5 protein-coding genes are annotated in these 24018 nt (G+C 53.5%); 3 read left to right on the forward strand and 2 right to left on the reverse strand.

Annotation, left to right across the window (positions count from 1 at the left end):
* The first annotated feature begins 100 nt into the window (after positions 1 to 100).
* From M0L20_RS27985 to M0L20_RS27995, 3 genes are all read left to right on the forward strand, one after another.
* Positions 101 to 17827, forward strand: a complete 17727-nt coding sequence (locus M0L20_RS27985) for an SdrD B-like domain-containing protein (RefSeq protein WP_248480482.1) — start codon at positions 101 to 103, stop codon at positions 17825 to 17827.
* Positions 17828 to 17839: 12 nt separating this feature from the next.
* Positions 17840 to 18820 carry a PorP/SprF family type IX secretion system membrane protein gene (locus M0L20_RS27990; protein WP_262924050.1) on the forward strand — a complete coding sequence of 327 codons (981 nt, stop codon included), beginning with the start codon at positions 17840 to 17842 and terminating at the stop codon, positions 18818 to 18820.
* Positions 18821 to 20220: 1400 nt separating this feature from the next.
* Entirely contained in the window at positions 20221 to 20712 is a 492-nt protein-coding gene (locus tag M0L20_RS27995) for an RNA polymerase sigma factor (RefSeq protein ID WP_232564009.1), read from the forward strand.
* Positions 20713 to 20840: 128 nt separating this feature from the next.
* Here M0L20_RS27995 and M0L20_RS30440 read toward each other — a convergent pair whose 3' ends face one another.
* Positions 20841 to 21545 carry a LytR/AlgR family response regulator transcription factor gene (locus M0L20_RS30440; protein ID WP_248480483.1) on the reverse strand — a complete coding sequence of 235 codons (705 nt, stop codon included), beginning with the start codon at positions 21543 to 21545 and terminating at the stop codon, positions 20841 to 20843.
* 1439 nt (positions 21546 to 22984) lie between these two features.
* Positions 22985 to 23551 carry a LytR/AlgR family response regulator transcription factor gene (locus M0L20_RS28005; RefSeq protein ID WP_232564007.1) on the reverse strand — a complete coding sequence of 189 codons (567 nt, stop codon included), beginning with the start codon at positions 23549 to 23551 and terminating at the stop codon, positions 22985 to 22987.
* Positions 23552 to 24018 lie beyond the last annotated feature (467 nt).

Here is a 24018-nt window from a genome sequence, read left to right on the forward strand (position 1 = left end):
TTCGCCGGTGTCGTGCAGCAGCACGGTGCCGGGGGTAGAGCCCTGCGTGCAGCCGCGTTTGACGGTGGGTCAGCCCATCTGCCAGGGCAGCACCTACAGCGTGAGCTACACCCTGGAAGGGGTGGCCAGCCTGAGCGTGAGCGGGGGTAACCTTAACGTAGTCAATCATAGTATTGAGAACATTCCGGTAGGCACCAACGTGGTGGTGAGTGCCTTGACCAGCAGCAGCTGCATCAGCAGCGTGACGGTAGTGGCACCAGCCAGCTGCACGAACGTGTGCGAGAACCCGGCCATCAGCTTGAGTGGCCCAGTGTGCTCGAGCTCGGCGGTGGGCACCTACGTAGTGAACTACACCCTGACGGCGGGGGCTACAGTACGGGTCAGCGCGGGCGTGGCAGCCAACGGGGTGATCAGCGGGGTACCTTCGGGGGTGCCGCTGAGTCTGACGGTGAGCAGCGCCAATGGCTGCGTGGACAAGGTGGTGACCGTCTCGCCAGCCAGTTGCAGCGTGGTAGTCTGTGAGAAGCCAGTCTTGACGCTGGGTAACCCGGCCTGCACGGGTACGGGCAGCTACAGCGTAGCGCTCTACAGCAGTACGAGTCTAATCACGGCCAGCGTGGGCAGTGTGGATGTGGCTAACCGGCGCATCACGGGTATCCCGCTGGGCGTGCCGGTGAGCGTGACGGCGCTGAGCAGCGGGGGTGCGGCCTGCATGAACATCTCGATGGTGGCTTCGCCGGTGTCGTGCAGCAGCACGGTGCCGGGGGTAGAGCCCTGCGTGCAGCCGCGTTTGACGGTGGGTCAGCCCATCTGTAACGGGGCTACCTACAGCGTGAGCTACACCCTGGAAGGGGTGGCCAGCCTGAGCGTGAGCGGGGGTAACCTTAACGTAGTCAACCATAGCATTGAGAATATCCCGGTGGGCACCAACGTGGTGGTGAGTGCCTTGACCAGTGGTAGTTGCATCAGCAGTGTGACGGTGGTGGCGCCGGCCAGCTGCACGAATGTGTGTGAGAACCCAGCCATCAGCTTGAGTGGTCCGGTGTGTTCGACATCGGCGGTGGGCACCTACGTAGTGAACTACACCCTGACGGCGGGGGCTACGGTGCGCACCAGCGCGGGTGTGGCAGCCAACGGGGTGATCAGCGGGGTGCCTTCGGGGGTGCCGCTGAGTCTGACGGTGAGCACGGCTAACGGCTGCATCGACAAGATCGTAACCGTCTCACCAGCTTCCTGTGTAACGCCGGTCTGCGAGAAGCCGGTCTTGACGCTGGGTAACCCGGCCTGTACGGGTACCACCAGCTACAGCGTGGCCCTGTATAGTAGTACGAGTCTAATCACGGCCAGCGTGGGCAGTGTGGATGTGGCCAACCGGCGCATCACGGGCATCCCGCTGGGCGTGCCGGTGAGCGTGACGGCGCTGAGCAGCGGGGGTGCGGCCTGCATGAACATCTCGATGGTGGCTTCACCGGTGTCGTGCAGCAGCACGGTGCCGGGGGTAGAGCCCTGCGTGCAGCCGCGTCTGACGGTGGGTCAGCCCATCTGTAACGGGGCTACCTACAGCGTGAGCTACACCCTGGAAGGGGTAGCCAGCCTGAGCGTGAGCGGGGGTACCATCAACACGGCTAACCATAGTATCGAGAACATCCCCGTTGGGGTGAATGTAATTGTGAGCGCGGCCAACAGCGCCACCTGCATCAGCAGCGTGACGGTAGTGGCACCAGCCAGCTGCACGAACGTGTGCGAGAACCCGGCCATCAGCTTGAGTGGCCCAGTGTGCTCGAGCTCGGCGGTGGGCACCTACGTAGTGAACTACACCCTGACGGCGGGGGCTACGGTGCGCACCAGCGCGGGTGTGGCAGCCAACGGGGTGATCAGCGGGGTGCCTTCGGGGGTGCCGCTGAGTCTGACGGTGAGCACGGCTAACGGCTGCATCGACAAGATCGTAACCGTCTCGCCAGCCAGTTGCAGCGTGGTAGTCTGCGAGAAGCCGGTCTTGACGCTGGGTAACCCGGCCTGCACGGGTACGGGCAGCTACAGCGTAGCGCTCTACAGCAGTACGAGTCTAATCACGGCCAGCGTGGGCAGTGTGGATGTGGCCAACCGGCGCATCACGGGCATCCCGCTGGGCGTGCCGGTGAGCGTGACGGCGCTGAGCAGCGGGGGTGCGGCCTGCATGAACATCTCGATGGTGGCTTCGCCGGTGTCGTGCAGCAGCACGGTGCCGGGGGTAGAGCCCTGCGTGCAGCCGCGTCTGACGGTGGGTCAGCCCATCTGTAACGGGGCTACCTACAGCGTGAGCTACACCCTGGAAGGGGTAGCCAGCCTGAGCGTGAGCGGGGGTACCATCAACACGGCTAACCATAGTATCGAGAACATCCCCGTTGGGGTGAATGTAATTGTGAGCGCGGCCAACAGCGCCACCTGCATCAGCAGCGTGACGGTAGTGGCACCGGCCAGCTGCACGAACGTGTGCGAGAACCCGGCCATCAGCTTGAGTGGCCCAGTGTGCTCGAGCTCGGCGGTGGGCACCTACGTAGTGAACTACACCCTGACGGCGGGGGCTACGGTGCGCACCAGCGCGGGCGTAGCAGCCAACGGGGTGATCAGTGGGGTGCCATCGGGTGTGCCGCTGAGCCTGACGGTGAGCAGCGCCAATGGCTGCGTGGATAAGGTGGTGACGGTGTCACCAGCCAACTGCGTAATGCCAGCCAGCTTAGGGGACTTTGTGTGGGTGGATACGGATAAGGATGGTGTGCAGGATGCGGGTGAGCCGGGCTTGCCCGGGGTGGTGGTGGTGCTGCTGGACGGCAACAACACACCGATTGCTTCGACGACCACCAGTGCCACGGGGGCGTACAGCTTCACGGGTCTGACCCCGGGCGTACCTTACTCGGTGAGCTTCACGGCCCCTTCGGGTTACACAGCTACGCTGGCTAACCAGGGCGGTGACGACACCAAAGACAGCGATGCCGACCCCATCACGGGCCGCACCCAGTCGGTGACGCTGGCTCCGGGTGAGAACAACCCAACCCTGGACGCGGGCTTCTACCTAAATGAGATTTGTGAGAAGCCGGTCTTGACGCTGGGTAACCCGGCCTGCACGGGTACCACCAGCTACAGCGTAGCCCTTTACAGTTCCACCAGCCTGGTAACGGCTAGTGCGGGCAGTGTGGATGTGGCTAACCGGCGCATCACGGGCATCCCGCTGGGCGTGCCGGTGAGCGTGACGGCGCTGAGCAGCGGGGGTGCGGCCTGCATGAACGTATCGATGGTGGCTTCGCCGGTGTCGTGCAGCAGCACGGTGCCGGGGGTAGAGCCCTGCGTGCAGCCGCGTCTGACGGTGGGTCAGCCCATCTGCCAGGGCAGCACCTACAGCGTGAGCTACACCCTGGAAGGGGTAGCCAGCCTGAGCGTGAGCGGAGGTAACCTTAACGTAGTCAATCATAGTATCGAGAACATTCCGGTAGGCACCAACGTGGTGGTGAGTGCCTTGACCAGCAGCAGCTGCATCAGCAGTGTGACGGTGGTGGCGCCGGCCAGCTGCACGAATGTGTGTGAGAACCCAGCCATCAGCTTGAGTGGTCCGGTGTGTTCGACATCGGCGGTGGGCACCTACGTAGTGAACTACACCCTGACGGCGGGGGCTACGGTGCGCACCAGCGCGGGTGTGGCAGCCAACGGGGTGATCAGCGGGGTGCCTTCGGGGGTGCCGCTGAGTCTGACGGTGAGCAGCACCAATGGCTGCGTGGACAAGGTGGTGACCGTCTCGCCAGCCAGTTGCAGCGTGGTAGTCTGCGAGAAGCCGGTCTTGACGCTGGGTAACCCGGCCTGTACGGGTACCACCAGCTACAGCGTAGCGCTCTACAGCAGTACGAGTCTAATCACGGCCAGCGTGGGTACGGTGGATGTGGCTAACCGGCGCATCACGGGCATCCCGCTGGGTGTGCCGGTGAGTGTAACGGCCATCAGCAGCGTGGGGGCAGTTTGTGCTAGCATTGGAACCGTTGCTTCGCCAACGGCATGTACAGTGGTTGTCCCCTGCCAGCAGCCTAAGTTGAGCGTAGGTCAGCCTCTCTGTAACGGCAATGGTAGCTACAGCGTCAGCTTTACCTTAGATGGGCCTGGTAGCGTGAGCGCTAGTGCTGGTACGATTGTAGGAAATCTAGTAACTAACATTCCATCAACGGTTGATGTGGTAGTCAGTGCCCGCACGGCTCTTGATTGTCCTGTTACTAGTCTCACCGTCACCCGAGCCAACTGCCCTGTCGATCCGCCGTGTACGAATCCGGCTATCACGTTGAGCGGACCAGCCTGTGCGGCCGACGGTAGCACCTATGTTGTCAATTACACGGTAACGGCTGGTACGTCGATTAGCGCCAGTGCAGGTGTGGTAAGCGGTGGCATCATCCGTGGTATTCCGCTCGGTCAAGTATTGAGTTTGACGATTATTGCTCCTAATAGCTGTACGGTTAAAATGGTCCGAGTGCCATCGCCAACGAACTGTCTGGCTGTATGTCGTACACCTGTTCTGATGGTGGGTAATGCCGCCTGTACAGGAGCAAACAGCTATAGTGTAACCTTCACTAGTAGCGTTACGGGTGTTACTTCGAATGTGGGAACGGTCAATCTGGCTGCTGGTACCATTGCGGACATTCCGCTGGGAACGGCGGTGCGCGTAACGGCTACGGCCAGTGAGGGCTGCACCAATATCGAGACGGTAGCCAGTCCGGTTAACTGCACTTGTCCAGTGCCGCAGCTGACCGTCGGCCAGCCGATCTGTCAGGGTAATGGTTTCTACACAGTAAGTTATACGCTGGAAGCCCCAGCTAGTCTGAGCGTCAGCGCCGGTCGAGTAGTGGGCAATACGGTGATGGATATTCCGACCGCCGTTGACGTAGTGGTCAGCGCCTGGCTGAATACCAGCTGTGCAAGTAGTATCACTGTAGCGAAACCAACCTTGTGTCCGCCACCGGATGTGCCTGGTACGGATTGCGTAAATCCGGGAATCACTTTGAGTGGCCCGATCTGTGCTACGGATGGCCGGGCAACGTACGCTGTCAACTATACCCTGACGGCGGGGTCAATTTTAGCGGTCAGCGCGGGCGTCGCTTCCAACGGTGTTATCAGCGGCATTCCGCTCAGTCAGGTAGTTAGTCTGACTATCACCAAAGCGGGCTGTACGCCAGAAGTGGTACCAGTGAGGCCTCCGCTTACTTGTATTATACCTTGCGAGCGACCAGTCTTGACGGTTGGTAACCCAGCCTGCACGGGTAGCAACCGCTACAGCATTACGTTCTACAGTAGCGTCGCCAGTGTGACGGCCAACGCGGGTACAATCAGTGGAAACCGGATTACGGATATTCCGCTGGGAACAGCGGTGCGTATAACAGCTACTGCCAGTGCGGGCTGCGTGAGTGAGGAAACTGTAACTTCACCTGTTTCCTGTGGCTGTGATCTGCCAAAGCTGACGGTGGGTCAACCGATCTGCAACGGTGATGGTACTTATATGGTCAGTTACACGGTAGATTCTCCAACCTCTACGATTGGTCTTCAGCCTACACTCGTTATTCCTGCTGGTGTCGGTCAGCTCAATACCGTCAATCACACGATCACGGGTATTGCCGTTGGAACACCTATCAGCATAAGTGCGATAACGTCATCGGCCTGCGTAACGAGCATCACCGTAGCGTCTCCGCGTAACTGCACGAGTGTATGCGAGAATCCGGCCATTAGTCTAAGCGGTCCGACTTGCGAATCCAACGGACTGACTTATGTGGTTAACTATACCACGGTAGCCGGAGCAACAGTAAGGGTAAGCAGCGGTATTGTCGTGGCCGGTCGTATTCAGGGCATTCCGTCGGGCCAACCAGTGAGTCTAACGGTCAGTGTGGCCGGTTGTGCGGATAAAGTAGTGGTAGTGCCCCCAGCTCTGTGTACGAGTTGTGTTCAGCCTATTCTGACGTTGGGAAATCCGACTTGTAATGGAACGACCTACAGCGTGGTTTTCGCTAGCAGTGTTTCTAATTCAGGTTTGAAAGCCAGCAGCGGCCAGATTTCAGGTAACATGATTTCAGGTATACCCGTTGGTACGCCGGTAAGCGTAACGGCTGGAGTAGGTACGAGCTGCGTGAATGTAATAACGGTAGAAAGTCCAGTCAGTTGCACGATAAATTCGCCCTGTACGCAACCCCAGTTAAGTGTGGGTCAGCCGATCTGCCTGGGTACGACCTACACTGTCAGCTTCAACGTTGGCAGTCCCGCCAGCGTCAGCGCCAGTGCGGGCGTCGTTGTGGGTAATCAAGTAATAAATATTCCGGTCGGTACGGATGTGACGGTAAGTGCAACGAATGGTGCTTGCGTGACCCGAATTCGGGTTACGGCTCCGACGGCTTGTTCCGATCTGTGTAAGAGCGAACAAATCTCGCTCAGTCTGCCGGTATGTTTGACGGCTGGAGCAACTACTTATTCGGTAAATTACACGGCTGTAGCAACGACCGTTCGTGTGCTGGCCAATGCAGGCGCAACCGTGACGACCAGTAGTATTACTGGAATTCCGGTTGGGGTACCCTTGTCATTGACGGTGCTCACAGGTATTCAGGATAACTGCCCTGCTCGCCTGGTGGTAGTACCCCCGCCGACCCTTTGCGGACCAGTTTGTTTGCCACTGGGTCTAAATACGGGTGTTGCGCTGGCAACCTGTGGTCAGGCTAATGGATCAGCATCGGTTGTTGTCAATCCCGGTAGTGGCGTAGCACCGTTCACTTACCGGTGGACCAATGCCAGCGGTAGCAGTGTGGGCAGCACCAGCGCGGTAAGCGGACTGGCATCGGGTCAGTACACAGTGATTGTGACCGACAGCCAGGGCTGCACCGCCACCAAAGAGGTAACGATCGGTAGCACTAGCGCACCGACCCTGACAGCCCGCATGACCAACACCAGCTGTGGTGGGGCCAACGGCTCGGCCAGCGTGCAGGTCAGCGGAGGTAGCGGTTCGTATACCTATCAGTGGACTAGCGCCAGTGGCAGTGTGGTCTCGACCAGCGCTACGCTGACAAACCTGGCCGCGGGCGTCTACACCATACAGGTGACGGATGCTTCGGGCTGCAGCAGCCTGACGAGCGTGACGATTGGCACCAGCAACCCGGTTCAGCTTTCGAGCCAGGTGCAGCCAGCGGCTTGTGGAGCCTCCACCGGCTCGGCGGTTGTGACCGCCAGCGGAGGCAGTGGCTCGTATACCTACCAGTGGACCAACGCTAGCGGTAGTGTGGTCTCGACCAGTGCTGCGCTGAGCAGTGCGGCTTCGGGCAGCTACACGGTGGTGGTTGGTGACGGGTCGGGCTGTAGCAGCAGCGCGGTGGTGAGCATCAGCAACACGGCAGCTCCGGTGGTGAGCGGCACGGTGAGCAACGTGCTCTGCCACGGCTCGGCGACGGGCTCGGTGGTGCTGAGTGTGGTGGGTGGTACACCCCCGGTGAGCTATGAGTGGAACACGGGTTCGACCAGCAAGGACCTGAGTGGAGTAGTAGCGGGCGTGTACACGGTGAGAGTTCGAGATGCGGGCGGTTGCCAGAGCGTGCAGAGCTTCACCATCAGCCAGCCTTCGGAGATCGTAGCGGTGATACAGCCAAGTCCGGCTACCTGCACGACGCCAGGCAGTGTAAGTCTGGTGAGCGTGAGTGGCGGCAGCGGTAGCTACAGCTACCGCTGGAGTCCGGGCGGCTCGACGGCCACCAGCCTGACGGGTCTGACAGGCGGTAATTATACCTTGACGGTAACGGATGCCAACGGTTGCAAAGCGATCGCCATTGCGACGGTGGTCACGCCGACCAACTGCACGACGGCTTGTGCTTTGCCAGGCATAAACGTGGGCATCACCCTGGCCAGTTGTGGTCAGGCCAACGGGGTGGCCGTGGTCAACATCAACCCCGGTAGCGGCACAGCTCCCTACACCTACCGCTGGACCAACGCCAGTGGCAGCAGCATCGGCAGCACCAGCGCGGTGACGGGTCTGGCACCGGGTCAGTACAGTGTGCTGGTGACCGACAGTCAGGGCTGCACGGCTACCAAAGAGGTCAACGTGGGCAGCACCAGCGGAGTGAGTCTGAGCGCCAGTGTGCTCGCCAACACCAGCTGTGGCCAGGCCAACGGCTCGGCCAGCGTGAGTGTGAGCGGGGGCAGCGGCTCCTACACCTACCGCTGGACCAGTGCTAGTGGTACGGTGGTCTCGACGGGGGCCACGCTGGTGAACGCCCCTGCGGGCGTGTACACAGTGCAGGTGAGCGACGCCAGCGGCTGCAGCAGCCTGACGAGCGTGACGATCGGCACCAGCAACCCGCTCCAACTGAGCACCCAGGTCCAGTCGGCGGCCTGCGGAGCCGCGACGGGCTCGGCCAGCGTGAGTGTGAGCGGAGGCAGCGGCTCCTACACCTACCGCTGGACCAGCGCTAGTGGCGCAGTGGTCTCGACGGGGGCTACATTGAGCAATGCGGCCTCGGGCAGCTACACGGTGGTGGTTGGTGACGGGTCGGGCTGCAGCAGCAGCGCGGTGGTGAGCATCAACAACACGGCAGCTCCGGTAGTGAGCGGCACGGTGAGCAACGTGCAGTGCAACGGCTCGGCGACGGGCGCGGTGGTACTGAACGTGAGTGGGGGCACGCCACCGGTGAGCTATGTGTGGAGCAACGGTGCGACGAGCAAGGATTTGAGTGGTGTGGTCGCGGGTGTGTACATGGTGACGGTTCGGGACGGTGGCGGTTGCCAGAGCGTGCAGAGCTTCACCATCAGCCAGCCTTCGGAGATCGTAGCGGTGATACAGCCAAGTCCGGCTACCTGCACGACGCCAGGCAGTGTAAGTCTGGTAAGTGTAAATGGAGGTACCGCGCCTTACGCTTATAACTGGAGCCCAAGTGGATCAACATCCACCAGCTTAACTAACTTGACGGCGGGTGCATACACCTTGACAGTGACGGATGCCAACGGCTGCAAAGCAATTGCCATTGCAACAGTGACTTCGAGCTGTACTGCCGTATGTGAAAAACCGTTGTTAACAGTGGGAAGCCCCGTATGCAATGGCAACACTTACTCGGTGAGCTACTTTAGCAGCGTGGTCAACGTGACGGTCAACGCCGGTACGGTCTCGGGCAACAGCATCACGGGTATCCCAGTGGGTACGGCGGTTGTGGTGACGGCTACGCAGTCGGCAGGCTGTGTGAGCACGCTGACGGTCAACAGCCCCGCCAGTTGCACGACGATTCCGCCCTGCACGACACCTTCACTGAGCGTGGGTCAGCCGATCTGTAACGGCACGAGCTACTCGGTAAGCTTCAATGCCGTGGGTGGTACGGTGAGCGTGAATGCGGGTACGATCTCGGGTAACACTGTCATTAATATTCCGAGCGGCACGAATCTGGCAATAACGGCTACCAACGGGACTTGCGTGAACACGGTCAACGTGGCCAGCCCAAGCTGTGGTGGACCACAGTGCGAGAACCCGGCCATCAGCCTGAGCGCGCCATACTGTGATGCGTCAGGCAGCGGTAGCTACCAACTCAACTACACGCTGGTGAACGGGGCGTCGGTGAAAGCCAGCGCGGGTACGGTCAGCAATGGGGTGATTAGTAATCTGTCTTCGGGTAGACCGGTGAGCCTGACGGTAAGTCTGGCAGGCTGTACCGATAAGGTCATCACGGTTCCAGCCTTCACGTGTGAGAAAATTTGTGAGAAGCCAGTGTTGATGGTAGAAAGCCCGATCTGCAACGGTAACACATACACGGTAGGCTTCTCGAGTAGTGTGGCCAACGTGACGGCTAATGCCGGTACGGTCTCGGGCAATACTATCACGGGTATTCCAGTGGGTACGGCGGTTGTAGTGACGGCTATGCAATCAGCGGGTTGTGTGAGCACACTGACAGTCAACAGCCCGGCCAGCTGCCCACCGAATCCGCCTTGCACGACACCTGCCTTGAGCGTGGGTCAGCCGATCTGCGCAGGTAACAATACCTATTCAGTTAGCTTCGATGCAACGGGTGGTACGGTGAGCGTGAACGCGGGTACGGTCTCGGGTAACACCGTTATCAATATTCCGAGCGGTACGAACCTGGCAATAACGGCTACCAACGGGACTTGCGTGAACACGATCAACGTGACGGCTGTCAGCTGCCCAGGACCGAAGTGCGAGAACCCGGCCATCAGCCTGAGCGCACCAGTCTGCGACGCCACGGGCAGCCGTACATACCATGTCAACTACACGTTGGTGAATGGGGCGTCGGTGAAAGCCAGCGCGGGTACGGTCAGCAACGGAGTGATCAGCGGTATCCCATCGGGTAGACCGGTGAGTCTGACGGTGAGTCTGGCAGGTTGTGCCGATAAGGTTATCAGCCTGGCAGGAGCAACGTGCCCACCAACACCAACGCCTGAACCGGTATTAGACCTGGGCAAACAGGTAAGCAAAACCAATGCGCGGTTAGGTGAGGTGGTGACGTACACGGTGACGCTGGTTAACAAAGGAACGGTACCGGCTACCAATGTGCTCGTACAGGAATCCATGAGTGCTGGGCTAGCCCTGGTGCCAGGTTCAATCGCGACCACAACCGGTACGTACACGATTGGTAGTCCAAGCCTATGGACAATCGATAACTTGCCTGCCGGTGCGACGGCTACGCTGACTTTCTCGGCCAGCCTGACACAAGCGGGTGTCGTTTACAACACGGTAGCTATACCGGGTGATACAGCGACGGTTTGTACGACGGTTCCGGTTAAGGTTTGTAAAGGTGCTCCGATCAACGTAGCGCTGTCGGCTCCGGCTGGTTACAGCAGCTACCAGTGGTACCGCAACGGAACCTTAATCTCGGCGGCAACCAGTAATACCTATACGGCGACGCAGCTCGGTGAGTTTACGGTACACGTCAACCAGGGCCAATGCCCCAACGGTTCGTGCTGTCCGATCATCATCGAAGAAGAAACGGGAGTGGCTTATACGTTGGCTTCACAGACACCAACCTGTATTGGCAACCAGCCACAAGCGAATGGTTCAGTGACGATCAACGGATTGTATAATACGCCTGGTTCGTTCCGGTACGCAGTCACCGCAGGAAATAGCTTTACGCTAACGAATCCGGCAACGCAGCCTGTACCAGCCAATGGTGTGATTATTACCAATGCAGCTGGTGGTCAGACGTATACGGTCCGGGTGTTCAACGGGGGCGGTTGCTGGCAGGATCAAACCGTTACGGTAGCCAATCCGAACTGTTCCTGCTCGGCAGAACCACCAACGATTGCCTGCGCGATTACCCAGTTATGCAAAGGCGGAACAACAACGCTGACGGCAACGGGTTGCGCGGGCGGTACGATAATCTGGTCGGATGGTAAGACCGGTACGACGATTTTCGCTACGCCAAGTGCAACGACGACCTATACCGCTCGCTGCGTGCTGGGTACTAACTGTACGAGTGGTGCGTCGAATGCGATTACCATTACCGTACTCGATCCGAAAGCACCGACGATTACGGCCAGCGCCAGCACGGTCTGCCCAGGCTCGTCCGTAACGTTGACCGCGTCGGGTTGCACAGGTGGCACCATCGAATGGTCGGAAGGAGCACAGAAGGGTAACTCGATTGTGGTTAATCCGAACACGCGAACAACCTACACGGCGCAGTGCCGGATGGGTGGTTGTTTGAGCAGCCCAGGAACAAAAACCCTTGAAATGGGCAGCGATATGCCAGCGCCAACACTGACAAGCAGTGTGACCGGCGTATGCCCCGGTGGTTCGGCAATCCTGACGGTTACGGGATGCGAGGGTACGCCAGTCTGGAGCCACACAACCGCTACGGGTACGAGCCTGGTGGTAACACCAACGGCTGGCAACAATACGTACTGGGTGTACTGTAAGAACGGTGCTTGTACCAGCAAGGCCTCGTCGATAGTCACCATCAACGTGATTACACCGACCGCGCCGAGAATAACGGCCAGTGCGGATACGATCTGCGTAAAAGGACAGGTTACATTGACCGCTGCGGATTGCGGAGGTACGGTAAAATGGTCGACGGGTCAAACCGGAACCAGCATTACCGTGCAGCCAGAGGCAACCATCAGCTACCTGGCCTATTGCCAGACGGATGTTTGCCTGAGCAATGCGTCAAACGCGGTGAAGGTGACGGTTGTCAACCCAGTGGCTCCGATTGTGAAAGCAAGCAAACTACTGGTTTGCAGCGGTGAAGCCGTCGAGTTAACGGCCACAGGTTGCACAGGTATCGTCCAATGGCATGGTGTCAATCAGCAAGGTAGCACCGTCGTGATCTATCCGACCCAGACCGCTGAGTACTACGCAACCTGCAAGCAGGGTGCTTGCGAAAGTCCAGCTTCAAACAAGGTGCGGGTGACGGTGAATAGTTCGGGTGGTACGCCACCAACGATCTCGGCTTCTTCGCCCAATACATGCAGTGGAGGAACGGTTTCGCTAACGGCAACGGGTTGTGCAGGTGGTACGATCAAGTGGTCGGATGGCCAAACCGGATCGGTAGTCACGGTGACACCGACAACGGCTAGCCATGAGTACTACGCACTTTGCCAAGTCGGTACAGCATGCGGTAGCAGCAAATCGAACGTGATCAACATCAATGTCACATCAACACCGACGCCGACCGTCGTTTGTAGTACGGACTCGATTTGTGTGGGTGAGACGGTGACGCTAACCGTGCAGAACTGCACGGGTACGCCACGCTGGAACACGGGTGAAACGACTAGTTCGATTGTCGTGTCGCCACCTGTAACGACGGGCTACACCGTACAGTGCTCGGATGCGAACTGCACCAGCCCAAGCTCGAAAACCTATACCATTACGGTGGTGACGGTTCCGTTGCCAATGCTGACGGCTTCGGCAACGGCGGTAGAGCCAGGTGGTACAGTTACGTTGACAGCCAGCGGTTGCCCAGGCGAAATCATCTGGTCGGCCAACGACATCAACGGCAACAACAAAGGCGCCATCCTGGTCGTACGCCCAGAAGGTACGCAGACCTACTACGCTCAGTGTAAGTTCCACGATTGCCTAAGTGATCCGTCACTGACCATCACCATCAACAAAGGGGATTGTGTGGTTCAGGCCGGTACGCTGAAAGCGGTTAGTCCAACGGTTTGCGCATCGACCTCATCAACGGTTGTCGTTGCCGCTGCTCCGAATGGAGGACTGTTGCAACCCGAAGGCTACTCCGTGCTGTATGTACTGACGAAAGGAACGGAACGGATTGTTCAGCAGATGGCAGCTACTCCAAGCTTTACGGTAGGGGCCGAGACTGCCGATTACACGATCCATACGCTGGTCTACAAAGCGCAGGCTACTGATAAGAACTACCTGAACCTGAGTGCTGTCCAGGCAGGTATCAGTACAGGTGCCGACCTGCTACGGTTAATCACCGACCAGAAGGTATGCGCAGCGCTGGATCTGACGGGGGCCAAAATAGCCGTACGTTACGTCGCTCCGCCGAAACTGTTGGCGGGTCCATCACTGACCGTTTGCTCCGGTTCCGAAGCAACACTGACAGCGCTGGGTTGCGAAGGGGGTACGGTTACCTGGAGCGATGGTTCGATTGGTCATAGCATCAAGAAAACGATCCATGCTGATCTGTGGCTGATGGCGACCTGCACGCTCGACGGCTGTACGAGTGCACAGTCGGCTAGCATCGATGTTCATTTAGGTACGCCAAACATCCCAGCCATTGCGACAAACACGCCGGCTATTTGCACCAGCGAAACGGTTTCGCTAACGGCAACGGGTTGCACAGGTGGTACGTACATCTGGTCTGATCCGGCTAGCACAACGGGCAGTGTACTGACCGTAACGCCAACCGCAACAACTGAGTACCGCGTCAAGTGTAAGCTGGGTCAGTGCGAAAGCAACTGGTCGGCAGCCAACACGATTACGGTAGGAACACCCGCTGCACCGACAGTTTCGCTGGCAGGCTCAGGGGTTAACACCAGCATATGTGCGGGCACACCGGTGACCTTGGTCGCTGAAGGCTGTCTGGCGACGAGTGAAGTGATCTGGTCAACCGGTCAGATCGGTCGCTCAATCACGGTTACGCCGACGGCAACAGTGACGTACACCGCACGTTGCCGCAACTCGACCAATTGCAACAGTACTGCCTCAAACCCAGTAACGGTTACGCTGATGAATACTGTGGCTGCGCCAACGGTAGTGGACAAAACCAATACATGTCCGTTCACAACGGTTGATCTAAGCAGCGCGGTGACCAGCAAGCCGGTTACAACGGGCGGTACGTTTGCTTACTACACGGACGCGACGTTGAAGACGCCAGTGGCTAACCCAGCTGCCGTCGGTTCTGGAACGTATTACGTGGTAGAGAAAACGACGAACGGTTGCAGCAGTCAGCCAGTAGCCATCCATGTGCAGATTACTACCTGCCAGGAGCAAACGCCTTGTGACGAAAAGAATCCAGCCACAGCGGATGCGGGCGCAGATGCTAGTATCTGTGCGGCTAAAACCTACCAGTTGGCGGGTAAAATGGGTGGCTCTGCCAAAACAGCCCATTGGACCACCAGCGGTAGTGGTAGCTTCGATAATGCGTACGCCTTGAACGCAGTCTACACAGCAAGTGCCGGGGATATTTTGGCCGGTACCGTAACGCTAACCTTGTCGGCTAGCGCGGGCAGTGCAAATTGTCCAGTGGCTACGGATCAGCTGGTTCTTTCGATCCAGGGAAGCTCGGCAGTGCCCGTGGTGTCGATCTTAGGATCCACCAAGCTCTGCGCGGGTGACTCGGTTACGCTCAGGGCACCTGCTGGAGCGACGAGCTACAAGTGGAACACGAACGCGACCACACAGAGTATCGTCGTCAAAACAGGCGGCAGCTACAGCGTGCAAGTACTGGATGCGGGTGGTTGCAGCTCAGTCAAGTCGGCGGATGTGGTTGTTGAGGTAGCTGCTCCGCTGGCGCCACCGCTGGTGCATAATCTGCGCAACGAGTGCCCGGCCAAGATTGTCGATCTGACGAAGGGGTTGTCTTCGACGAGCGTAGGCAGCAGCTACATCTACCGCATCTGCGAATGCAACACGTCTAATATTGTGATGCGTCCTGATTCGGTCTGCGAGGGTACGTACTGGGTGGTTGAGAAAGGACCAACGGGCTGTTTGAGTGCACCGTCGAAGATTGAAGTAAAAGTCTTTAACTGTGCAGCTGATACACTCAACACAGATGTACGCATTACCAAGCTGGCCAGCACCGCCTACGTATCAAACGGTGCACCGGTGAGCTACACAGTGACGGTGACGAACGCGGGTCCGCACACGGCTAAGAACATCGATGTACGCGATGTGTTGCCAGCAGGCTTGTCATTAGTCTATGCGTCACCCACCAGCTATTCTGTGTCGAACGGGGTTATCAAACAACGGATCGACAGTCTAAAAGTGGGTGAATCCCGCCAGTTGGTGTACGCGGCCCATGTGATTAAGAAAGGACAAGCCATTGTCAACACCGCCGAGGTTACGTATCTGGACAACAAGGATTTGAATGGGGCTAATAACTTCTCGAGCGTGACGGTACGGGATACCTCAGCCGCCCGTACGGGTGTGATTGGCTTGGCTAAAGCGGTTGTTGGTACACCACGTGCGGTTGGTGATTCGCTGATCCGGGTGTCATACGGCTTTGTCGTTACCAACTTTGGGGACGATACGCTTCAGAACGTCCACGTAACGGACGACCTGGCCCGTGTCTTTTCGCCCAACACGATTCGTGAGGTTTTGGTCAGAGCGTCCGATGCGAAGCTGGTTCCCGAATTCAGTTGGACAACCGGTACCGGTACCAATACGCAACCGGGTCTGACCACGTCGCTGTTGCCAGGCGGATCACAACACTTTACAATCGATGTGACCCTGAAACGGGCGCTGGGTAATACCAGTAAATCGTTCAACAACACAGCGTATGTATCGGCGTTGAGCCACGGTGTAACGGTAGCCGATTCGTCGGTAGCCGGTATCAATCCTGATCCAGATAACGATGGGAATCCGGTCAATAACACCGGTGCCACCAGCTTTACCCTGGGTGTCAGCGCGCCAACCGGACCGGGTATTGGTGTTGCCCTGGCGGTAATCAAGATTCAGCCGCAAGCGGATAACAGCTACAACGTAACGTACAAAGCGACGGTCAAAAACGTGGGTAACGTAAATCTGACGAATGTAAGCCTGAGTGACAGTCTGATTCGTGCGTTCAGCGCGCCCGCTTCGTACGCTGTCGTTGGTAAGCCAGTCGTTGGGGCAGGCAGCACGTTAGTGGCGAATACAAGCTATGACGGTCATACACAGCCTGACCTGCTCGCAAGAGCCAGCAGTCTGGCCGTAGGCGTGCAGGATACGATTCTGATCACGGTGAATGTGAAGCCCAACGGAGCAGCGGGTCCGTTCTACGCTAGTGCAACGGCCGTTGGTCTCACTCCGGCAAACCAAGCCGTTACCGACATCTCCAACACAGGACTTGATCCTAAACCAGAGGGCTCTACGCCAACGGGTGTTCGTTTCGATCTGCCATCAGCGTTGTTAGGTGTGGCTAAATCAGTAGGAACACCAGCGCTGGTACAAGCGGGTATCTACGATATTCCCTACACCATTACCCTGAGTAACATGGGTCAGCTACCACTCTACAACGTGCAAGTGGTGGACAACCTGTCGCAGACCTTTGGGCATGGAGCGCTGATCGTTGACAACCGCATTCACCTGACGACCGATACCGGCTTGAAGGCTGATACGCTCTACACGGGTCAGGGTCTGGTGACCAAGATGCTGGTTGATTCGCTCAGCAGTCTGCCCGTAGGTACATCACGGCAGGTAAGCTTTACGGTACGGGTGAATGCGAAGAATGCCGATGCGCTGACCTTCTATAACACAGCGTACGCGACGGCTCAAACGGCGGAAGGAAGGGCGGTAGCGGATACCTCAACAGCAGGTACCAATCCTGATCCGGCGAACACGCTTGATCCAAGAACAAGTAACCTGCCCACGCCGGTATCGTTGAATCAGCTTCTGACGGGCTCCTACATCGGCGTCGCCATGGCGATAGCTGACACTGCTCGTCAACCGAATGGATCGTACAACGTGACCTATCAGATCGTGGTGCAGAACTTCGGTCCTGACACGCTGACAAAGGTGAGTGTAAGCGACTCGCTAACGAAGGTCTTCAACGGTCAGACGGGCGCTCGCTATACGGTTGTGAAAGCGCCGATCACCAGCTCAACGGGCAGCCAATTGGTTGTAAATCCTCACTTTGACGGGGATAGCCAGCCGCAACTGGTGCTTGGTGAGCCGGGTAGTGTACTGCTACCGGGTGTGGTGGATACCATTCGGGTGGTGGTGAACGTGACCAGCAGTGGCAACACGTCAACGTTCCTCAACTCGGTCTATGCTCAGGCATTCAACCGAACTGGTCTGGTCGACGATGTGTCAACGAATGGACTTATCGCGGATCTTAACGGTAACCAGAACCCGACGGATGATAACGAGCGGGAAGCGACTCCGCTGACCCTGCCGCTGGATAATTCGGCGGTCTTTATTCCCGAAGGCTTCTCGCCCAACGGTGATGGTGTCAACGATGTATTTGTCATCCGCGGCATGCAGGGGTTAACGGTTAGCCTGGAAGTGTATAACCGTTGGGGACAGATGGTCTATCAGAACCAAGACTACCAAAACAACTGGAATGGTAAGCCAAACACGGGTGTGACGGTAGGTTCGGATGACGATGGTCTGCCAGACGGTACCTACTACTACATCATTCGCACCAGCGATGGCCGCCGGTATGTCCGTTACTTGACCCTTAATCGCTAGTTATAGATACCTATGGTAAGATTGGTTTTTTCTCTCCGATACAGACGGGTTCTGGCGCTACTGATGCTTATAGGCATCAGTAGCCCAGGACTGGCCCAACAGGACAAAATGTTCTCCCAGTACATGTTTAACATGGTGGCGCTAAATCCGGCTTATGCCGGTAGTCGCGATGTACTAAGCATGTCGGCCCTCTACCGCAATCAGTGGACCGGTGTGGAAGGAGCCCCCCAAACCGCTACCTTCACGATGGACATGCCCCTCAACCGGGAGCGGGTGGGGGTAGGTCTACAGCTTTACGGGGATAAGTATGGTCCTATTCAGGAAGCAGGCGGATTTGTCTCGTATGCGTTTCGAATTAAGGTTGGCAATCGCTCGACGCTGGCTCTGGGCTTGCAGGGAGGGGCCGCCAGCTACAATGTTAACCTGGCGGATGTACGAACCGGTCCAGACGGGGGACAGGTTGATCCTGCCTTTGCCAGCAACATTACCAAACTGCTGCCCAACTTTGGGACGGGTATCTACCTGAGCAACGACCGCTCGTACCTGAGTCTGTCGGTGCCTCGTCTGATCAAGAACAAGCTCAGTGAATACAACGTAGGGAATGTCATTTCGACGCAGCGTCGTCATGCTTACCTGGCGGCAGGTTTTGTCGTGGGGGTTAGTCCGGTCATCAAGCTAAAGCCTTCGCTGTTAATTAAATATGCCGAGGGTGCACCGTTGGGATTCGATGGTAACGTAAACATTTGGTTTATGGATCGCATCGGGCTTGGCGTTTCGATGCGCAGAAACCAGTTCAGCGATTGGAGCAGTGTGGGCACCGATGCACTGGTTGGGCTGCTGGAAGTTCAGTTAAGTGATCAGTTTCGGTTTGGGTACGCTTATGATCGGACGATGAACAACTTTAAGGATGTAGCGCCCAGTTCACACGAAATTATGCTACGGTACGAATTTGGATTTGGAAAGAATCGCGTTCTGACGCCCCGGTATTTTTAGCTGAAAACCCCAAAGAAGAATCCCATGTATCTGTTGTGTAATAGATACATGACCGGGATTCTTCTTTGGGGTTTTGAAGAGAATCTTAAATGAACCACTGGCTTAGTCCGAATCACGTACATCAACAGTTGAGAAGGCTGTAAAGTCACTATTAACTTATAGTTTATTTTGCTATTCACTCAAGCTAAATCAGAGTTAAAAATAAGGGTCATTCTTTTTTATAAAGTGTTATGACCGATAATGTTAAATTATTGGTCATATAAAAGGACTTGTAAAAGTTTTATAACAGGCTTGCTCGTTTATCTAAAGCTGATGCTGCTGTAAGGTCCGCCTATACGTAATTGTCTGTCATCTTATTGGCAAAAAATGCATTTGTCCCACATTCATTATGGTTGAAGCGGCTTTTGTTTTGGTTATTCGGTTCAACTATATGCTGTTTTCTGCACCTTATAAAGACTGGTGAAAGGTTGCTCGACCTAGACAAACTAGTTCATTGTGTAATGAGAAGTATCGTATTTAAATAAGTGCAAGAAAGGTCACAAATGAGTTAAAGAGTATAAAAAATCAGACAATAGAAAATATATTTATATATATGTAAATTTTATTAACAAGATGGTTAAAAAGTTAATAATGGCACAAAATTTTTACTGTTTATTGAAAGAGGCAGATCCTCTACGGCAACAAAGGATAGATTTTTTAAGAAAAAAATGTAATATAAATTCAACTAGAATTTAATTCATTAAGTAACACTGTTCGGAATATTAGTTTATGGTATAAAAACCTGTGTTAATGTTATTTTATGGTTCAGTAATGACCCGATAGTAGTTTATATTATACCATAATAATTAACTTTACTTATAGAAACAAGAGAGATTATACCTATTTAACTGTACATAGCGTAAAAATTTCTACTACTATGCATGCGGTTCATTGTTGAGCTTAAATGGATAGAAGACATTGCTCTGTAAAGCGTGTAAGCAGATCCACTTTGGTGCTAAACGTATCTGACTGCTTAAAACGACTAATCCAGAAAACAGGACTTAATCTTACATTAAGTATGTAGATAAAGAATGAAATGATAGGGCAGTTACCAGAGGATGGATGTTCCAATTTTTGATAGCTGTTCTTTAGATCTTTACCACTATGAAATGTAAATTGATTAAACCCGATGTCATTAGACTAGTTGATGTTGAATCTAACACCTAAAAGCAGAAGTATCATGTACAGCGTACGGAGTTAACTACTCCATCTCATTAAAAATTAGGGCTTATTTTTTAATCTATATGTTAAAGCCAGTCACTTTGCCTAGTAAAGAGTGAATCACGACTAAATGCGTGAAGAAGAATAATATTGATTATTACCACCGTAATTCTTTGTAAAAAACTAATAAATGCACAACTATGGAATCTTTTGATAGCATTTACAAGCGTTATTCTGAAATGGTCTATAAGCAATGCTTTTCAATGACAAAAAATCATGAAGTTGCTAAAGATTTTACGCAGGAAATTTTTATTAAAGTTTTTGTCAAGCTTAATACCTTTCAAAGCCGTTCAGATTTCTCCACATGGCTATACTCAGTTGCTTATAATTATTGTATTGATCAACTGCGTTTAACTAAGCGATTGAGAACAGAATTTCTTTCAGACAGTCATCTGCGGAACGTCCCTGAATCGGATCATGCTGAAGTTGCTAACGTTCAACTTCAGGATTTAGAACTTGTTATGGAAGAGTTGCGGTCAGAAGATGTAGAGATCTTGCGCTTGAAATACGAAAAAGGCGTATCAATCAAAAGTATCAGCCAACAATATAATATTTCAGAAAGTGCAATTAAGATGCGATTAATGCGTACCCGTATTAAACTGCAAAGTGCTTACTCAAGAAGATTTTTATAAAGGCTATTTATGGGAAACATATACATCAAGCTGTAAATGTTAATTAAAACTACAGGGATCTGGTTTTGTAACCAACTTAATGGTTTACAAGATCAGATCCCTATACGATGAAATCTAAGTACCAGTGTCTAAGAACTTTCGAAGAGTCGTAACAATCCTTCGAGTTTGGGTCGAAATGAGACCCCGATAGGGATCTTCTCCGCATCGATGTGGAAAAAGTTGCGGTCGTAACTGGTGATCTTGCTCAGATTGACGATGTACGACTTGTGCACCCGCACAAACTGGCGGGCCGGCAACAGGGCGCTCAGGGCCGCAATCCGCTCGTTGACCACAAACAGCTGGTTGTGGTAGACCACCTTGGAGTAGATGCCGTAGGCTTCGATGTAGTCGATGGCCTGGAAGTCGAAGCGCTGGATCTTGCGGCCCATCTTGAGGAAGATGTAGTCGAGCTGCTGGAAGCTGGTTCTGGTGAGTTGCTGGGCGAGGGCGCGGTTGATGGCCAGCAGGAGCCGTTGTAGGGTGACTGGTTTGAGGATGTAGTCGGCGGCCACGCCGATCTCGTAGCTTTCGACGGCGAGTTGGTGGGAGCTGCTGAGCACGATCACGGGCGGCAGGGGTAGGTTCTGCTTTAATAAAGGAAAAGTTGGCGTACCCCCTAGGCTTGTTTCCATGAAGATAAGACCAACGTCTTCGGTAGACAAGGTTGTTAAGGCTTCATCTAGTGTAGTACAAACCTGAATAAGATTCAAAAAAGGGTAGTTCATCAAATTCTCTTTGAGATTCGCTACATCGGACTCCGTGTCATCAATAATAATGTAATTAATAACCTTCACGATCGAAATAATTTGAAGTTGGAGTTTGAATTATTCGTCTGCGTTGTTCACGCATAACTAATTAATAGCACGACTGACGATGCTTTTCTTTCAAACTAATTAAGACCAGATAAGTAACAGTGTAGCTAAAAAAACAGGTAAAGCGGGCAATTTTTTAGTTAAAGCGGGCATTATAGATCAAATGACATAGTTTTAAGAAGCCAAATAGTATTTAGACTGTTTATAAAATAATTTAATTAAATACCTTTTTGCCGAGGAAATGAAAAGAGTACCACTGACAAGGTTTAAACCATTGCCGAAGCAAATTGAAAAGGCTCTATGATAGCATTTCATTGTTGACAGGATATACTTTGTTCGAATGCTGCTATATTACTATTGAAGATAAACTTTCATTTTGGTTAGTATTAGTTTGCCGATATTTCTCATCAAAAGAGATGGTAGCTTTTAGTCTATAATATTGATAGATATTTATAAAGATAGTATGTTTATCGTTGAACGTTAATTGCATGGACGCCTTACTTTCAAAATAGTTATTTTCGAAGCTATAGTAAAGCAAGTAAGTTGTAGTAAATGGAATATTTTAGACGTTTTTAAGATAGTTATCCTTATCTAAGATTAGATAAATTTAGGAACGTATTTTAAGAAAAGTATTAATCGTAGCTATTAAATTATTATGTCATCAGGCTCTATACATAAAGTTAAACTATCGAGTGATTATTTATGTTTAACACTGCTTCTAACTAGTAATTGCAGCGTTTGTAAATAGTGCTACTTTATAATAGGTGTTTTCAAAATGAAGAAAGGTCTGGATACTATGTATCATATAGTAATAGAATAAACGAGCCTTGTATTATTCAAAGGAGTCGCACATGCGAAGGTATATATCTACTGAGCAGCTTTTTTTATTGATGACAATACGAGTAGGTACTCGTATTGTTGTTAGTTTAATTGCAAACTGTATATAAACACTTGTCTCTGTCTATTAGATAATCAGTATAATACAGACACTTAATCGATTAATCTGAATAAAGTTCTGTACAAATCAACTTGCTCTAAAGATTGCCATAACATCGAGCCTAGAAAAAAGATAAAAACAGTAATTTTTTTGCAATATTAGAGGATCAAATGAGTTTTTGTATGTAACAAATTGTATATACTAAGCGCAAGTAAGTCAAGTAAATTCATTTATAAACAAAGAAATGGCGTTGTCAGGTAAGCAAAAACATAGAATTGAACGCTCTTATGTCGCGGATAGCTAATAAGTTGATGATTGTAAATGGTAGTTTGATTCCCACTCTCAATGCGTCAACTTACCTCGTAAAAACTAACGGGTCCTGAATATAGCAGAAGTACAAGCGAGCAAATGACTAAAACGTATATTATTGACCGTTATATTATACGTATACATACTATTTTTATGAGGTCTTTTGGGGAGAAGTTTACGACGCTCCTAAAAAATTTAACAGTCCTTCGAGTTTGGGTCGAAATGAGACCCCGATAGGGATCTTCTCCGCATCGATGTGGAAAAAGTTGCGGTCGTAACTGGTGATCTTGCTCAGATTGACGATGTACGACTTGTGCACCCGCACAAACTGGCGGGCCGGTAACAGGGCGCTCAGGGCCGCAATCCGCTCGTTGACCACAAACAGCTGGTTGTGGTAGACCACCTTGGAGTAGATGCCGTAGGCTTCGATGTAGTCGATGGCCTGGAAGTCGAAGCGCTGGATCTTGCGGCCCATCTTGAGGAAGATGTAGTCAAGCTGCTGGAAGCTGGTTCTGGTGAGTTGCTGGGCGAGGGCGCGGTTGATGGCCAGCAGGAGCCGTTGTAGGGTGACTGGTTTGAGGATGTAGTCGGCGGCCACGCCGATCTCGTAGCTTTCGACGGCGAGTTGGTGGGAGCTGCTGAGCACGATCACGGGCGGCAGGGGTAGGTTCTGCTTTAATAAATCTAAACCTGACGGGGATGAATCGACATTGAGAATAATCAGATCGATGTCTTCACTCATCAACAAAGCTATGGTGGCTTCTATGCTGGTAGGAATACCGGCCAATTGTAGTAAAGGAACTTTGGTTAAGTGATCCCTAAGAACTGTAACATCCTCAGTCGTGTAGTTAGCAATTAAGTAATTCCTGATCTGCATAAATTGTATCTTTAATTGGCCCACAAGTCAAGCAACTGCCGGTTAATTACTGCGGCAAAAAGTGCTTGTTCCGTCGATAAAAACGTGACAGCCTCAAAGAAAAAGGCCTTGTTTGATGAACACTTGCTGGGAATAATTTTGAGAAATTATCTCGATTAGTTAAAAGCAAAGTTTACGTAATAAACACTTTCTATCAGCCATCCAAACGGACGGTGTATGTAAAAGCTATTCTGGAATTGAAGGGTAATAAGAAGTTACCCTGAGGAAAGTTCGTTAGCTCAAAAATCAGCGATAGCTATAATAACGACTATAACTTTTGTGGCGACTTTCGT

The sequence above is a fragment of the Spirosoma liriopis genome (assembly GCF_023196085.1).
GTDB classification, from domain to species: Bacteria; Bacteroidota; Bacteroidia; order Cytophagales; family Spirosomataceae; genus Spirosoma; species Spirosoma oryzicola.

What these genes read in the sequence shown, in the direction of transcription:
- M0L20_RS27990 (WP_262924050.1), top strand. Translation starts at nt 17,840, where the DNA reads ATGGTAAGATTGGTTTTTTCTCTCCGATACAGACGGGTTCTGGCGCTA.
- M0L20_RS27995 (WP_232564009.1), top strand. Translation starts at nt 20,221, where the DNA reads ATGGAATCTTTTGATAGCATTTACAAGCGTTATTCTGAAATGGTCTAT.
- M0L20_RS28005 (WP_232564007.1), bottom strand. Translation starts at nt 23,551, where the DNA reads ATGAGTGAAGACATCGATCTGATTATTCTCAATGTCGATTCATCCCCG.